Origin of the sequence: Streptomyces sp. NBC_01622, from assembly GCF_045209635.1 — a bacterium.
Lineage (GTDB): Bacteria > Actinomycetota > Actinomycetes > Streptomycetales > Streptomycetaceae > Streptomyces.
This window is the reverse complement of the sequence record NZ_CP109293.1, coordinates 4,042,327-4,056,643: the sequence shown is the minus strand read 5'-3', so window position 1 is coordinate 4,056,643 and position 14,317 is coordinate 4,042,327. Positions and strand designations below refer to the sequence as shown.

Genomic DNA, 14,317 nt, shown 5'->3' with positions numbered 1-14,317 from the left:
CCACAAACACGCGGTGGTCAGCCGGTGATCAGTCGCCCTCGGTTCGCTCACGGGTGGCCAGCAGCCGCCGTAGCGAGTAGAGCCGCTGCGGGTCGGCGTGACCGTCGGCCACCCACTGGTCCAGCGCGCAGTCCGGCTCGTCGTGGCTGCACGCGCGCGGACAGTCGACCGTGCCGGGCTCCAGGTCGGGGAAGGCCTTGATGACCCGGGACGGGTCCACGTGGTGCAGGCCGAAGGAACGGACGCCCGGGGTGTCGACGACCCAGCCGGAGTCGTCCGGCAGCGGGATCGCGCGGGCCGAGGTCGTGGTGTGCCGGCCGCGCCCGGTGACCGCGTTGACGATGCCGGTGCTGCGTCGCCGCTCCAGCGAGACCAGCGCGTTGACGAGGGTCGTCTTGCCGACACCGGAGTGCCCGACGAATGCGGTGATCTTGCCGTCGAGCTGCTTGCGGACCCGCTCCACCGCGCTGCCGTTCTCCAGCTCCTCGCGGCTCGTGACGACGTAGGGGACGCCCAACGCGCCGTACAACTCCAGGAGTTCGTCGGGTGACGCGAGGTCCGACTTGGTCAGTACGAGCAGCGGGTCGAGGCCGCCGTCGTAGGCCGCGACCAGGCAGCGGTCGATGAGGCGGGGGCGCGGCTCGGGGTCGGCGAGGGCGGTGACGATGGCGAGCTGGTCGGCGTTGGCGACGACCACGCGCTCGTACGGGTCGTCGTCGTCGGCCGTGCGGCGCAGCACCGAGGTGCGCGGCTCGATGCGGACGATACGGGCGAGGGTGTCCTTGTCCCCGGACAGGTCGCCGATGATGGCCACCCGGTCGCCGACCACCGCGGCCTTCCGGCCCAGTTCGCGGGCCTTGACCGCCATCACGACCCGGTCCTCGACCAGACAGGTCAACCGGCCCCGGTCGACGGTGAGGACCATGCCCTCGACCGCCTCCTCGTGCTTGGGGCGGATGTTCGTACGCGGCCGGTTGCCCTTGCGGTTCGGGCGCTGGCGGATGTCGTCCTCGTCGGTGTTCTTGCCGTAGCGGCGCATGGCGTGAGTCCCCTACGCCCCATCGCTCCCGAGCATCCCGGTCCACAGGTCGGGAAAGTCCGGGAGGGTCTTCGCGGTCGTCGCCACGTTCTCGATCTGCACGCCCTCGACCGCGAGGCCGATGATCGCGCCCGCGGTGGCCATGCGGTGGTCCTCGTAGGTGTGGAAGATCCCGCCGTGCAGGCGGCGCGGGCGGATGTGCAGACCGTCGGCGGTCTCGGTCACGTCACCGCCCAGCTCGTTGATCTCCTTGGTGAGCGCGGCCAGCCGGTCCGTCTCGTGCAGCCGCAGGTGGGAGACGCCCCGGAGCGTGGACGGGGAGTCCGCGAGGGCGGCGGCGGCCGCGATGCCCGGGGTCAGTTCGCCGACCTCGCCCAGGTCCACGTCGATGCCGTGGATCGCACCCGAACCGGTGAACTCCAGCCCGTACTCGGTCAGTTCGCAGGAACCACCCATCTCGGTGAAGATCTCCCGCAGCCGGTCACCGGGCTGCGTCGTCCGCGCAGGCCAGTCCGGTACGACCACCTTGCCGCCGGCCACCAGCGCCGCCGCGAGGAACGGCTGCGCGTTCGACAGATCCGGCTCCACCGTCAGGTCCCGGCCGAGCAGCGCGCCCGGGGTCACCCGCCAGACGTTGGGTTCGCCGCCCGACTCCGGGGTGTCCACCTGGGCGCCGACCGCGCGCAGCATGTCGACGGTCATGCGGATGTGCGGGAGGGAGGGCAGGGAGGAGCCGATGTGGCGGACCTCTACGCCCTGGTTGAAACGGGGTCCGGAGAGCAGGAGCGCGCTCACGAACTGCGACGAGGACGAGGCGTCGATCTCCACCGGTCCGCCGTCCAGCGCGCCCCCGCCGTGCACCGTCAGCGGCAGCGCGCCCCGGCCGTCGTCGTCGATCCGGGCGCCGAGGACGCGCAGGGCGTCGATCACGCCGTTCAGGGGGCGTTCGTACGACCTCGGGTCGCCGTCGAAGCGGATGGGGCCGTCGGCCAGGGCGGCGACCGGCGGCAGGAAGCGCATCACCGTGCCGGCGTTGCCGACATCGACCGTGGCCGGGCCGTGCAGGCCCGACGGGATGACCCGCCAGAACTCGCCGGAGCCCTTCTCCGTGCCCACGCCCTCCTCGATGCCCACGCCCATCGCGCGCAGGGCGCCTGCCATCAGCAGGGTGTCGCGGGAGCGGAGGGGGCGGCGCAGCCAGCCGGGTTCGCTGGCGAGGGCGGCGAGGACGAGGGCGCGGTTGGTGACGGACTTGGACCCGGGCACGTGGACCGTCGCGTCGACGGCTCCGCGCGCGTGGGGGGCGGGCCAGAGGGCGGGTTGGTCGTTGTTCGGGGCCATGTGACCCACTGTATAAGTAGGCCGTCTTTCGGGTGCTGCGCCGTTGGGGCCGGTCGCGCCCGCGCGGCGGAGCCGCAAATAGATACAGTCCCGCGCGCCTGAAGCTTGCCCCTTCGGGGCGCTTCATAGTTCCAGCAGCCACCTGCCGCCGCCTATGAGCGAGCAGAGGGATACCAGGTGGAAGAGGAACAGCCATAGACCCGCCGGTACGTGCGTCAGACGAGCCAACTGGTCCGCGTCCGAGTCGCCCGCTCCGCCCCTCGACCTCTTCGCCTGGAGCTCGAAAGCGGGGCGCACTCCGCCCAGCAGCAGGAACCACACCACCGCGTACGCGAACGCCGCCTGCACCTGGGGGCCCGTCAGCCACGACACCAGGAGGAAGGCCGCGCCGCTGAGGACCACCGTCAGGGCGCCGTAGGCGTTGCGGATCATCACCAGCATGGCTATCAGGAGGAGGGTCGACAGCCACAGGAGGAGGGTGATGTGGTCGGCGGCCAGGAGTGCGGCGCCGCCCAGGCCCAGGAGTGGGGGAGCGGTGTAGCCGGCGGCTGCCGTGAGGATCATGCCGAGGCCGTGCGGCTTGCCGCGGCTGACGGTGAGGCCGCTGGTGTCGGAGTGGAGGCGGATGCCGGTGAGCCGGCGGCCGGTGAGGAGGGCCACCAGGCCGTGGCCGCCCTCGTGGGCGATGGTGATGGCGTTGCGGGAGACGCGCCAGAGTCCGTGCGGGACTACCACGGTCAGCGCGGCGACCATGGTGGCGATCACCACCCACAGATCCGGGTCGGGCTGGCTGCCGAAGACCTCGTCCCAGAGGGCGGGTATCGAGGCGATTGCGGTGCTGTCCATTGGCGGCGGAGGCTCCCGTGGTGGTCGTCGAATCTGGCAGTGTTGCACGTATGTGCGGACGGTATGCAGCGAGTCGTGGGCCCGAGGATCTCGCAGGAGTCTTTGAGATCGAGAAGTGGGAGCCCGAGGAGGTTCTGGCCCCCGACTACAACGTGGCCCCGACCAAAGAGGTCTATGCAGTCCTCGACCGTCCACTTAAGGACGCGGAGAGCCCCGAGCCGGTTCGCCAGCTGCGCAAGCTGAAGTGGGGGCTCGTTCCTTCCTGGTCCAAGACGCCCGAGGGCGGCGCCCGGATGATCAACGCCCGCGCGGAGACCGTGCACGAGAAGCCGTCGTACCGTCGCGCATTCGCCGCCCGGCGCTGCATCATCCCCGCCGACGGCTACTACGAGTGGGTCACCGCCAAGGACGAGCGGGAGCTGGAGGTCGAGGGGAAGAAGAAGCGGCAGCGGAAACAGCCGTACTTCGTGCTTCCCGCCGACGGGTCGGTGTTCGCGATGGCCGGGCTGTACGAGTTCTGGCGGGACCGGACGCTGCCCGACGACCATCCGCTGGCCTGGTGGGTCACCTGCTCGGTGATCACCACCGAGGCGGAGACGACCCCGCTCGCGGTCGCCCCCGCCGACGGGCCGTACGCCCTCGCCGACATCCACCCCCGGATGCCCCTGATGCTCACCCCGGACCGCTGGGACGCCTGGCTCGACCCGGCCCGCAGCGACCCCGAGGACCTGCGCGAGCTGCTCGTCCCGCCGCCCGCCGGGCTGATGCGCGCCTATCCGGTGTCGACGGCCGTCAGCAATGTCCGCAACAACGGACCGGAGCTGCTGAAGGAACTGGAAGGCCCGGAAGAAGGCACACTCTTCTGATGTGAGCGAGATCATCGAGACCGACGCGGGGACCGCCCGCATCACCTGGCACAGGGCGAAGAAGGCGCGGCTCGTGCTGGCCGTCAGTCATGGGGCCGGCGGTGGCATCGAGGCGCGGGATCTTCAGGCCCTCGCGACCGTCCTCCCCGGGCACGGGGTGACCGTCGCGCTGGTCGAGCAGCCGTGGCGGGTGGCCGGGAAGAAGGTGGCGCCCGCGCCGAAGACGCTGGACGTGGGGTGGCGGGGGATCTGGCCGGCCGTCGCGAAACCCGGTCTGCCGGTGGTCTCCGGGGGCCGTAGCGCCGGAGCTCGGGTTGCCTGTCGTACGGCGACGGAGCTGGGCGCCGCCGCCGTCCTCGCCCTGAGCTTCCCGCTGCACCCGCCCGGGAAGCCGGAGAAGTCGCGGGCCGGCGAACTGCTCGGGGCCGGGGTACCCACGCTCGTGGTGCAGGGCGGCAACGATCCCTTCGGGAAACCGGCTGAGTTTCCGGAGGGCGACTTCGAACTGGTCGAAGTGCCGTACGGCGACCATGGGTTCGCGGTGCCGAAGCGGGCGGAGATCGGTCAGGACCAGGCCCTGGAGATCATCACCGGGCGAGTGGTGGAGTGGACTCGAACACTCGGGTGAAGGGCGGGAATGCCGGGACCCTTACCACTGTTGTGCAGGGCACAGAGAGTCGTAGAAAGGAAGTCCTCCGCATGGGTTCGACCTTCTGCCCGGCCCGTAGCAGCCGCCCGGACCTGGACTGGTCGGTGCTGCACGCGACCAAGGCCACCCCTATTGGGGCGGCGGGCGGACCGGATCGTCGTCTATCCTCCGATTCTGGTGGCATCGGCTTCGGTGCTGCCCGGAATCTTGAGGAGGTGGGTCCGGTTCCCGGTACCGACGCAGGGACCGAACACGGCCAGGCGGAGCAGCCCGAGGGCCAGGGCACGAGCACGGAGTCCACGGCGGAGCGCAGTGCGCGCTTCGAGCGGGACGCGCTCGAATTCCTCGACCAGATGTACTCGGCCGCACTGCGCATGACCCGCAATCCGGCCGACGCCGAGGACCTGGTGCAGGAGACGTACGCCAAGGCGTACGCGTCCTTCCACCAGTTCCGTGAGGGCACCAACCTCAAGGCGTGGCTGTACCGGATCCTCACCAACACGTTCATCAACTCGTACCGCAAGAAGCAGCGCGAACCCCAGCGCTCCGCGGCCGAGGAGATCGAGGACTGGCAGCTCGCGCGTGCCGAGTCGCACATGTCGACGGGTCTGCGCTCCGCCGAGTCGCAGGCGCTCGACCACCTGCCCGACTCGGATGTGAAGGAAGCCCTCCAGGCCATCCCGGAGGAATTCCGCATCGCCGTGTATCTCGCGGACGTAGAGGGCTTTGCGTACAAGGAGATCGCGGACATCATGGGGACACCCATCGGTACGGTGATGTCCCGGCTGCACCGGGGCCGCCGTCAACTGCGCGGCATGCTCGAGGACTACGCGCGTGACCGCGGACTTGTCCCGGCCGGTGCCGGGGAGTCGAACGAAGCGAAAGGCTCGGGCTCATGAGCTGCGGTGACCATCACGAGACGGACTGCAGTGAAGTCCTCGCGCATCTCTACGAGTTCCTCGACAGAGAGATGCCGGACGCGGACTGCACCAAGTTCGAGGTGCACTTCGAGGAGTGCTCGCCGTGCCTGGAGAAGTACGGCCTGGAGCAGGCCGTGAAGAAGCTCGTGAAGCGGTGCTGCGGGCAGGACGACGTGCCGTCGGACCTCCGCTCCAAGGTGATGGGACGCCTGGAGATGATCCGGTCGGGGCAGGTCGTGCCTGAGCATGATGTGGCGGCTTCTCCGCAGGAGTCCTGAACGGACTGTCGTCACTCGAATGTGCTAATCCGCGGGTGATACGCCCGCGGCCTCCCCCTGATCGCCCTAGGCTCCTCGGCCTGGACAGGCATGGTCGGGGGGAAGGGCGTCAGCCATGGAGGCGACACCGGCACGGGCACGTGCGTACGTCCTCTGTGCCGTCCTCGGCGCCCTGCTCTGTCTGCTTCCGCTGCCGACCGTCCACGCACCCTGGTGGGCGGTCGCGCTGTTGGCGGCCCTCTACGCCGGTTGCGAGCAGATCGCCCGGCGCCGGTTCGCCGGCACCTTCTACCCGGTGCTGCTCGCCGCGGCCTTCCTGCTGCCGCCGCCCGCCGCCGCGCTCGTACCGCTGCCGGGCGCGCTGTTCTCCTACGTCGACGAGGGCCCGCTCTGGCTGCGGCGGAGCTGGCGGGCCGCGCAGCTCGCGCTCGCCGTGTGGGCGGCGGGAAGCGTGCACTGGGCGCTGGGCGGCCGGAACGCGGTCGTCGCCTCCGACTTCCCGTACGCGCTGCTGCCCGCCCTGGCAGCCGTCCTCGCCTTCTGCCTGGTCCTGACCGTCCTGGACGGCGGGATCCACGCCCTCGGCGTGGAGGCACCTCCCACGCCTTTCGGGCAGTGGGGGAGGATGCCGCTACGACGGGCCTGGCGCGGTCTGTTTCTACGGTCCCTGGCGCCCATCGGCGTGCACGGGCTCGCCGGGCTGATGATGGCCGTCCTGTGGCGCAGCCCCTACGGCCCGGTCGCCGCGCTGCTCGTGCTGCTGCCGATGGGGGTGTCCTGGTGGGTGTTCGCCCAGTACCACCGGGAACACGCCGCCCACCAGGCCACCATCCGCGCCCTCGTCCAGGCCGTCGACATCAAGGACGGCTACACCCGCGGGCACAGCGAGCGGGTCGGACAGGCGTCGATGATGATCGCGCGGGAACTGGGCATGGACGACTCCCGGGTGGAAGTGCTGCGCTTCGCCGGGATCCTGCACGACGTCGGGAAGCTGGGCGTGCCCACGCGACTGCTGCGCAAGGACGGGCCGCTCACGCCCGAGGAGCGGCGGGTGATCGAACTGCATCCCGAGTACGGACACGAGATCGTGCGCGGGATCGGTTTCCTGGGGGAGGCCCGGGCGGCGGTCCTGCACCATCACGAACGGCTGGACGGCAGCGGCTACCCGTACGGGCTGTTGGGCGGTCAGATCCCGGAGTCCGCGCGGGTGGTCGCCGTGGCCGACGCCTTCGACGCGATGACGTCCACCCGGTCGTACCGGCGGGCCCGGCCGGTGCCGGCCGCTCTGGCGGAGCTGGAGCGGTGTGCGGGGGCGCAGTTCGATCCGCGCATGGTGGCCGCGCTGATGCTGGCCCTCGGCAAGTACGGCTGGCGGCCCGCCGTGACCGCGGACGAACCCGCCACCCCTGTTCCGCCGCCCGCGCCGGTCCCGAGCCGGCCGGGAGTACACCGATGACGCGGCGCCGGAACCTCCTGCCCCTCACCCTCATCCACACCTCCGCCGCCCTCCTCGCCACCACCTCCCTCGCCCTCACCCTCTGGACCGGCCTCGAAGAACGCGGAGTCGCCCTCGCCTTCGGAGTGCTCGTCGCTGTAGGGGAGTTGAGCCGGTGGAACGGGACGACCGGGCTCGGGCTCCGGGAGACCGCCCCGCTCGGCGCCGCCGGCGCCCTCTCCTACGCGCTGCTCGGCGCCGACGCCGGACAGCCCACCCACCACGGCGCCTTCCAGGTCGTCACCGTGGTCGTCGCCGCCTCCCTCGTCGGCTGTGTGCCGCATATCGCGCGCGGCCGGAGCCGTACCCCGGACCACCTGGCGCGCCGCGTACTGACCGTCGGCTTCGCCGCCGTCTGCTTCCAACCCCTTTACAACCAAGGGGTGTTCGGACACTGGGGCGGCCCCGCCTACGCCCTGCTCCTGCTCGCGCTCCTCTCCCTCACCGCCCTCTGCGACGCCGTGCTCGCCGCCGCGCTCGCCCACTCCCGCACCCGCTGGCCCTTCGGCCCGCTGCTCCGCGACGAGCTGCGCGGCATGCTCGGCATCGGGTCCGCGGTCTGCGCGACCGGCGCGGTGATGGCGCTCGCGGTCGCCGTCGTGGGGCTGTGGGCGCTGCCCGTCTTCTCCGTGCCGCTGCTGCTGACCCAGCTGTCCTTCCGGCGGTACGCGGCCGTACGGACCACCTACCGCCAGACCATCGCCTCCCTCGCCCGCTCCACCGAGATCGCCGGATACACCCCGGCCGGGCACGCCCGCCGGGTCGCCGCGCTCTGTCAGGCGGTCGGGCGGGACATGGGACTGTCCGAACCCGACCTCGCCGTCCTGGAGTACGCAGCCCTGATGCACGACATCGGCCAGCTCAGCCTCGTCGACCCGGTACCGGCCGGAGCCACCGCCGTACTCCCCGTGGCCGAGCAGCGGCGGATAGCACTGCTCGGCGGGGCCGTCGTACGGCAGACCGGGGTGAGCCCCCAGGTGGCGGCCGTCGTGGAGCGGCAGGCCGACCCGTGCCGGGAGCAGCCGGTCTCCGCGCGGATCGTGCGGGCCGTCAACGCGTACGAGGAGAAAACCCGGGCAGGAGGCCCCGGCGGGCCCCTCCGGGCGCTGGAGGAGCTGCGCCTCGGGACCGCCGGGGACTACGCTCCCGAGGTCGTGGAGGCGCTGGCCCGGGTGCTCTCGAATCAAGGGTGTGGCGCGTGAGCGCCTCCGGCAAGGGTGGTGGTGGGTGACGGGCGGGCTGTCTGACCTTGCCCTCGGCTGGGTAACCCATCGGTAATGAGCGCCCTCCCAGCCGTACGTGGTTGGATGCGAAGAAGAGGGTGTCCGGGGGCAGAGCCAGCCCAACGAACGGAACTGGCAGGCGGGAATCGTGAGGATCTTCGGCAAGGGACGGCACCGGCCCTCCGCCTCCTGGCGGCAGGCCACAGACCGCGCGTTCACGCTGATCGGCGACGGTCGCTACGAGGACGCCGGCGCGCTGCTGACACGTGCCGCCGATCTTGAACCCTGGCTGTCCGAGTCCTGGTTCAACCTCGCCCTGCTGCACAAGTTCCGGCACGACTGGGAGCAGGCCCGGGCGGCCGGGCTCCGCGCTGTCGCGCTGCTGGAGCGGGAGGCCGGCGCACCTGACTGGTGGAACGTGGGCATCGCGGCCACCGCCCTCCAGGACTGGCCGCTGGCCCGGCGCGCCTGGCAGGCGTACGGGCTGCGGGTGCCGGGCGGGGTCACCGCGGCGGGCGAACCGGCCGGCATGGACCTCGGCAGCGCGGCCGTACGGCTGTCTCCCGAGGGGGAGGCCGAGGTGGTGTGGGGGCGGCGGCTGGATCCGGCGCGGATCGAGGTGCTGTCCATTCCGCTTCCCTCGTCCGGGCGACGCTGGGGTGAGGTCGTCCTGCACGACGGGGTGCCGCACGGCGAGCGGACCACCGCCGCCGGGCACTCCTACCCGGTCTTCGACGAGATCGAGCTGTGGGCGCCGTCGCCTGTGCCGACGTGGGTGGTGCTGCTTGAGGCTGCCGCCGAGGCCGACCGGGACGCGTTGGAGCAGCTGGCTGCTGATGCGGGGTTCGCGGCGGAGGACTGGTCGTCCTCCGTGCGGTTGCTGTGCCGGATGTGTTCGGAGTCGCGGATGCCTTCCGACGAGGGTGACGGGGAGCATCTTGATCCGCATGATCACAGTGAGCCGGGGCATCCTGGGCCGCTGGGGCATCGGACCGATGGGCAGTTGTGGGTGCCGGAGCGGGAGTGTGGGTTGGCTGCGCCCGCCTCGCTGGTTCGTGGGTTGTTGGACGGGTGGGTTGCCGACAGCCCTGATTCTCGGGACTGGCGGGATTTGGAAGAGGTCTGCTGAGGTCGTTCTTCGGCTGCGGCTCGTTGTCGCTGCTCGCGCCCACGCGGCGGAGCCGCACATATGCACAGCCCCGCGCCCCTTAAAGGCATCCACGTACCCTGTAGCTGCAACATCTCCCCCCGTTTTACCTAGGAAGGCTTACGTCCGTCATGGCGCAGCAGGACACCGATCAGCAGCACGTGGGCGTGCTTCCCGTGGACGACGAGGGGTTTGTCGTCGATACCGAGGGGACCGAGGAGCGTGAGGCGGCCTGGCGGGAGCGGGGGACCTCGCGGGCGATCACGGTCGTCGGGAATCCGGTGCTGCACAAGGAGTGCGCGGACGTCACCGAGTTCGGTGCGGAGCTGGAGACGCTGGTGGCGGACATGTTCGCCTCGCAGCGCACCGCCGAGGGCGTCGGCCTCGCCGCCAACCAGATCGGCGTCGGCCTGAAGGTCTTCGTCTACGACTGCCAGGACGACGAGGGCAAGCGGCACGTCGGTGTCGTCTGCAATCCCAGGCTGGTCGATCTGCCCGCCGACAAGCGGCACCTGGACGAGAGCAACGAGGGCTGTCTGTCCGTGCCGACCGCGTATGCGCCGCTCGCGCGGCCCGACTACGCCGAGGTGACCGGGCAGGACGAGCGGGGCAACCCGATCAAGGTCCGCGGCACCGGTTACTTCGCACGGTGTTTGCAGCACGAGACCGATCACCTCTACGGCTACCTCTACATCGACCGGCTCTCCAAGCGCGACCGCAAGGACGCGCTGCAGCAGATGGCCGAGAACGAGCCCCGCTACCCCGTGGTCGCCAACGACTGAGTCCCAGGGACGATCACAACCCCCTTGCGTACGGCGTCTGTTCAGGTGCAACTCCCTGATCAGGCGCCGTTCGCATGTCCGTCGCACATTCGATCGTTTTCGCTCTCGTAGTGATCCAGAATCAGTCACACATGGATGGATTCTCGGCGCTTGGGGGTAGTGAAGGAAGCAAATCCGTTCCCAGAGCGGTCAGTTGTGGTGCTGAATGGGAAGTGCGGGGATACGCAACGGCGCACGCCCGGCACAGCGGGAGGGGCGTGCGCAACTGGCGGCTGAGAGGGGTTTGTTCGTGCCTGCTTTCTCGCACAGCACCACAACGGCATCGACGGCGATCGCCGTTCCACCATCACTCTCTCTCCCGGTGATCGAGGCGGTGTTTCCCCGGCGACTGCATCCCTATTGGCCGAGGCTCCAGGAGAAGACACGCGTCTGGCTGCTGGGAAAGCGACTCATGCCGGCGGACAAGATACGCGAATATGCCGACGGTCTTTGCTACACGGACTTGATGGCCGGGTACTACTTGGGCGCACCGGACGACGTGCTCCAGGCGATAGCGGACTACAGCGCGTGGTTCTTCGTCTGGGACGACCGCCATGACCGGGACATCGTGTACGGCCGGCCCGACGCCTGGCGGCGGCTCCGGTTCCGCTTGCACGCCGCACTGGACTCACCACGCCACCACCTGCTTCACCCGGATCCCCTGGTCGCCGGGTTCGCCGACTGCATGATGCGGATCTACTCGTTCCTCCCCGCCACCTGGAACGCGCGGTTCGCCCGGCACTTCCACGCCGTGATCGAGGCCTACGACCGGGAATTCCGCAACCGCTCCGAGGGGAACATCCCCACGGTCGAGGAATACCTCGCACTGCGACGGCTCACCTTTGCGCACTGGATCTGGACGGATCTGCTGGAGACGAGCGCGGGCTGCGAACTCCCGGACAGCATAAGGAAACACCCGGGATATAGGCGGGCGGCACTGCTCAGCCAGGAATTCGCCGCCTGGTACAACGACCTCTGCTCCCTGCCGAAGGAAATAGCGGGCGACGAGGTCCACAATCTCGGAATCAGCCTCATCAAATACGAGGGGCTGACTCTTGAGGACGCGATCGCCGAAGTGAGGCGCCGGGTCGAGGAATGCATTGCCGATTTCATCGTCGCGGAACAGGAGACCTTACGTCTTGCCGACCGGCTCGAGGACGGCACCGTACGGGGAATGGAACTGAGCGCCGCCGTACGGTCCTGCCTCGGCAATATGCGGAACTGGTTCAGTTCCGTCTACTGGTTCCACCACGAGTCCGGCCGTTACATGGTCGACAGCTGGGACGACCGGTCCACTCCCCCGTATGTCAACAACGAAGCGGCAGGTGAGAAATGACCGTCGAGTCTGTGAAGCCCGCGGCACCGGAGGTGCCGGAACTGTTGGAGCCGCCCGTCGCGGGCGGCGGAGTCCCGCTGCTCGGCCATGGCTGGAAGCTGGTCCGCGACCCGCTGGCCTTCATGGCCCGACTCCGTGACCACGGCGACGTCGTACGGCTCCGCCTCGGCCCCAAGACGGTGTACGCCGTGACCGCGCCGGCCCTCACCGGGGCAGTGGCGCTGAGCCCCGACTACATCATCGCGGGCCCGCTGTGGGAGTCCCTGGAGGGACTGCTCGGCAAGGAGGGGGTGGCCACCGCCAACGGGCCCACCCACCGGCGCCAACGGCGCATCATCCAGCCCGCGTTCCGGCTCGACGCGATACCCGGCTACGGGCCGATCATGGAGGAGGAGGTGCACGCGCTCACCGAGCGCTGGCAGCACGGCGGGACGATCGACTGCACCTCCGAGGCCTTCCGGGTCGCCGTGCGGATCGCGGCCCGCTGTCTGCTGCGCGGCGACTTCATGGACGAGCGCGCCGAGCGGCTGTGCGTCGCCCTCGCCACCGTCTTCCGGGGCATGTACCGGCGGATGGTCGTCCCGGCCGGACCGCTCTACCGGCTGCCCCTTCCGGCCAACCGCGAATTCAACCGGGCGCTGGCCGATTTGCATCTCCTCGTCGACGAGATCGTTGCCGAACGCCGGGCATCTGGTCAAAAGCCGGACGATTTGCTGACAGCGCTGCTGGAGGCGACCGACGAGAATGGCGAGCCGATCGGGGAACAGGAGATCCACGACCAGGTCGTCGCGATCCTCACCCCCGGAAGTGAAACCGTGGCGTCCACGATCATGTCGCTGCTCCAGGTCCTCACCGAACACCCGGAACACGCCGACAAGGTATGCGAAGAGGTTGAATCCGTGACGGGCGGACGCCCGGTGGCATTCGGCGACGTCCGCGCGCTCACCCACACGAACAATGTCCTCGTCGAGACGTTGCGCCTGTGGCCCGCCGTATGGATATTGACGCGGCGGGCGGTCACGGACACCGAACTGGGCGGCTATCGGATTCCGGCCGGGGCCGACATCATCTACAGCCCCTACGCGATCCAGCGCGACCCGCGTTCGTATGCGCGCAACGAGGAGTTCGACCCCGACCGCTGGCTTCCGGAACGGTCCAAGGACGTACCGAAGTTCGCCATGAGCCCGTTCAGCGTGGGCAACCGGAAGTGTCCCAGCGACCACTTCTCGATGGCCCTGCTGAGCCTGTTCACGGCGGCGGTGGCGACGAAGTACCGCTTCGAGCTGGTGTCCGGCTCCTACGACACCACCCGGGTCGGCATCACCCTCCACCCGCACCGGCTGATGCTCAGGCCGGTCCCCAGGTGAGACGACAGGCGTGCGTTCAGGCGGCTTCCGGGCCCCTGAACGTGCGCCGGTAGGCGTTCGGGGTGGTGCCCAGGGCACGGACGAACTGGTGGCGCAGGGCGGGCGCGGTGCCGAAGCCGGTGCGCCAGGCGATCTCGTCCATCGTCTCGTCCGTCCCCTCCAGCAACTGCTGCGCCAGCAGCACCCGTTGACGCAGGATCCAGCGGTACGGCGTGGTCCCGGTCTCCTGCTGGAAACGGCGGGCGAAAGTACGCGGCGACATGTGGGCGCGGGCGGCGAGCTGCTCGACGGTGACCTCCTGGTCGAGGTGCTCCGCCATCCACACCAGCACCTCGCCCACGGTGTCGCACTGCGAGCGCGGCAGCGGCCGCTCGATGTACTGGGCCTGGCCCCCGTCCCGGTGCGGCGGTACGACCATCCGCCGCGCGATGGCGTTGGCGACCTCAGGACCCTGCTCCTTGCGCACGATGTGCAGACAGGCGTCGATACCGGCCGCGGTGCCCGCCGAGGTGATCACCGGGCCCGCGTCGACGTACAGCACGTCCGGCTCCACGACGATCTTCGGATACCGCCGGGCCAGCAGCTCCGCGTGATGCCAGTGCACCGCGCACCGCCGCCCGTCCAGCAGTCCGGCGGCGGCCAGCACGAACACCCCCGAGCAGACGCTGAGCACCCGGGCACCCCGGTCCACGGCCCGCCGCAGCGCGTCGAGCAGCTCCTCCGGGTACTCCCGCGCCGCATAGGTCGCACCGGCCGGTACGGCGATCAGGTCCGCGCTCTCCAGCCGCTCAAGCCCGTGCTGGACGGCCAGCGAGAAGCCCGCGTGGGTGGCGAGCGTCGGCCCCTCGGCCGAGGCGACGGCGAAGTCGTAGACCGGCAGGCCCTCGTCGCTGCGGTCGAGGCCGAACACCTCGCAGACGACGCCGAGTTCGAAGGGGTGGACTCCGTCGAGCAGGACCACGGCCACGTTTTTCAGCATGCTGCCAGTG

The 14,317-nt window shown here is 70.0% G+C and carries 14 protein-coding genes; 10 read left to right on the top strand and 4 right to left on the bottom strand.

Features of this window, described 5'->3' with window-relative positions; all coding sequences use genetic code 11:
- Positions 1–28 precede the first annotated feature (28 nt).
- From rsgA to OH768_RS18085, 3 genes are all read right to left on the bottom strand, one after another.
- Positions 29–1,039 carry a ribosome small subunit-dependent GTPase A gene (gene rsgA, locus OH768_RS18095; protein WP_406454849.1) on the bottom strand — a complete coding sequence of 337 codons (1,011 nt, stop codon included), beginning with the start codon at positions 1,037–1,039 and terminating at the stop codon, positions 29–31.
- Positions 1,040–1,051: 12 nt separating this feature from the next.
- Complete coding sequence (gene aroA / locus OH768_RS18090; RefSeq protein ID WP_406454847.1) at positions 1,052–2,380, bottom strand: 3-phosphoshikimate 1-carboxyvinyltransferase; 1,329 nt, start codon at positions 2,378–2,380, stop codon at positions 1,052–1,054.
- Positions 2,381–2,503: 123 nt separating this feature from the next.
- On the bottom strand, positions 2,504–3,226 hold the full coding sequence (locus OH768_RS18085; RefSeq protein ID WP_406454845.1) for a M50 family metallopeptidase: 723 nt from the start codon (positions 3,224–3,226) through the stop codon (positions 2,504–2,506).
- A 50-nt stretch (positions 3,227–3,276) separates the two neighbouring features.
- On the opposite strand from OH768_RS18085, the gene OH768_RS18080 reads away from it, so the two are divergent.
- The 10 genes from OH768_RS18080 to OH768_RS18035 all read left to right on the top strand — a co-directional run bounded on the left by OH768_RS18080 (position 3,277) and on the right by OH768_RS18035 (position 13,328).
- Positions 3,277–4,092 (top strand): SOS response-associated peptidase, encoded by an 816-nt coding sequence (locus OH768_RS18080; RefSeq protein ID WP_406454843.1) that lies wholly within the window; start codon positions 3,277–3,279, stop codon positions 4,090–4,092.
- A gap of 1 nt (position 4,093) precedes the next feature.
- Positions 4,094–4,720: an alpha/beta family hydrolase gene (locus OH768_RS18075; protein ID WP_406454841.1), complete on the top strand. Its 627-nt coding sequence runs from the start codon at positions 4,094–4,096 to the stop codon at positions 4,718–4,720.
- Between the two features lie 236 nt (positions 4,721–4,956).
- Positions 4,957–5,640 (top strand): RNA polymerase sigma factor SigR, encoded by a 684-nt coding sequence (gene sigR, locus OH768_RS18070; RefSeq protein ID WP_019072149.1) that lies wholly within the window; start codon positions 4,957–4,959, stop codon positions 5,638–5,640.
- The gene (rsrA, locus tag OH768_RS18065; protein ID WP_262055769.1) at positions 5,637–5,939 is read left to right on the top strand and encodes a mycothiol system anti-sigma-R factor; all 303 of its coding nucleotides are present in this window, start codon (positions 5,637–5,639) and stop codon (positions 5,937–5,939) included. Before sigR ends, rsrA begins: the two co-directional genes overlap by 4 nt.
- Before the next feature lie 115 nt (positions 5,940–6,054).
- On the top strand, positions 6,055–7,395 hold the full coding sequence (locus tag OH768_RS18060) for an HD-GYP domain-containing protein (protein WP_406454838.1): 1,341 nt from the start codon (positions 6,055–6,057) through the stop codon (positions 7,393–7,395).
- Positions 7,392–8,636 (top strand): HD-GYP domain-containing protein, encoded by a 1,245-nt coding sequence (locus tag OH768_RS18055; RefSeq protein WP_406454836.1) that lies wholly within the window; start codon positions 7,392–7,394, stop codon positions 8,634–8,636. Before OH768_RS18060 ends, OH768_RS18055 begins: the two co-directional genes overlap by 4 nt.
- A 169-nt stretch (positions 8,637–8,805) precedes the next feature.
- Positions 8,806–9,786 (top strand): hypothetical protein, encoded by a 981-nt coding sequence (locus tag OH768_RS18050; RefSeq protein WP_019072153.1) that lies wholly within the window; start codon positions 8,806–8,808, stop codon positions 9,784–9,786.
- A 149-nt stretch (positions 9,787–9,935) separates the two neighbouring features.
- Positions 9,936–10,586 (top strand): peptide deformylase, encoded by a 651-nt coding sequence (def, locus tag OH768_RS18045; RefSeq protein WP_406454834.1) that lies wholly within the window; start codon positions 9,936–9,938, stop codon positions 10,584–10,586.
- Between the two features lie 289 nt (positions 10,587–10,875).
- Complete coding sequence (cyc1, locus tag OH768_RS18040) at positions 10,876–11,961, top strand: epi-isozizaene synthase (RefSeq protein WP_406465323.1); 1,086 nt, start codon at positions 10,876–10,878, stop codon at positions 11,959–11,961.
- Positions 11,958–13,328 (top strand): cytochrome P450, encoded by a 1,371-nt coding sequence (locus OH768_RS18035; RefSeq protein WP_406454832.1) that lies wholly within the window; start codon positions 11,958–11,960, stop codon positions 13,326–13,328. The genes cyc1 and OH768_RS18035 overlap by 4 nt, the downstream gene beginning before the upstream one ends.
- Before the next feature lie 16 nt (positions 13,329–13,344).
- On the opposite strand, the gene OH768_RS18030 is transcribed toward OH768_RS18035, so the two are convergent.
- A complete protein-coding gene (locus tag OH768_RS18030) occupies positions 13,345–14,307 on the bottom strand; it encodes a GlxA family transcriptional regulator (protein ID WP_406454830.1) in 963 nt (320 codons plus the stop codon).
- Positions 14,308–14,317: the final 10 nt, after the last annotated feature.

Bases quoted from the DNA above. Each gene is read 5' to 3' on its own strand.
- OH768_RS18060 (WP_406454838.1), top strand. From the start codon at position 6,055: ATGGAGGCGACACCGGCACGGGCACGTGCGTACGTCCTCTGTGCCGTC.
- aroA (WP_406454847.1), bottom strand. From the start codon at position 2,380: ATGGCCCCGAACAACGACCAACCCGCCCTCTGGCCCGCCCCCCACGCG.
- OH768_RS18055 (WP_406454836.1), top strand. From the start codon at position 7,392: ATGACGCGGCGCCGGAACCTCCTGCCCCTCACCCTCATCCACACCTCC.
- OH768_RS18080 (WP_406454843.1), top strand. From the start codon at position 3,277: ATGTGCGGACGGTATGCAGCGAGTCGTGGGCCCGAGGATCTCGCAGGA.
- def (WP_406454834.1), top strand. From the start codon at position 9,936: ATGGCGCAGCAGGACACCGATCAGCAGCACGTGGGCGTGCTTCCCGTG.
- OH768_RS18030 (WP_406454830.1), bottom strand. From the start codon at position 14,307: ATGCTGAAAAACGTGGCCGTGGTCCTGCTCGACGGAGTCCACCCCTTC.
- OH768_RS18035 (WP_406454832.1), top strand. From the start codon at position 11,958: ATGACCGTCGAGTCTGTGAAGCCCGCGGCACCGGAGGTGCCGGAACTG.
- rsgA (WP_406454849.1), bottom strand. From the start codon at position 1,039: ATGCGCCGCTACGGCAAGAACACCGACGAGGACGACATCCGCCAGCGC.
- rsrA (WP_262055769.1), top strand. From the start codon at position 5,637: ATGAGCTGCGGTGACCATCACGAGACGGACTGCAGTGAAGTCCTCGCG.
- OH768_RS18085 (WP_406454845.1), bottom strand. From the start codon at position 3,226: ATGGACAGCACCGCAATCGCCTCGATACCCGCCCTCTGGGACGAGGTC.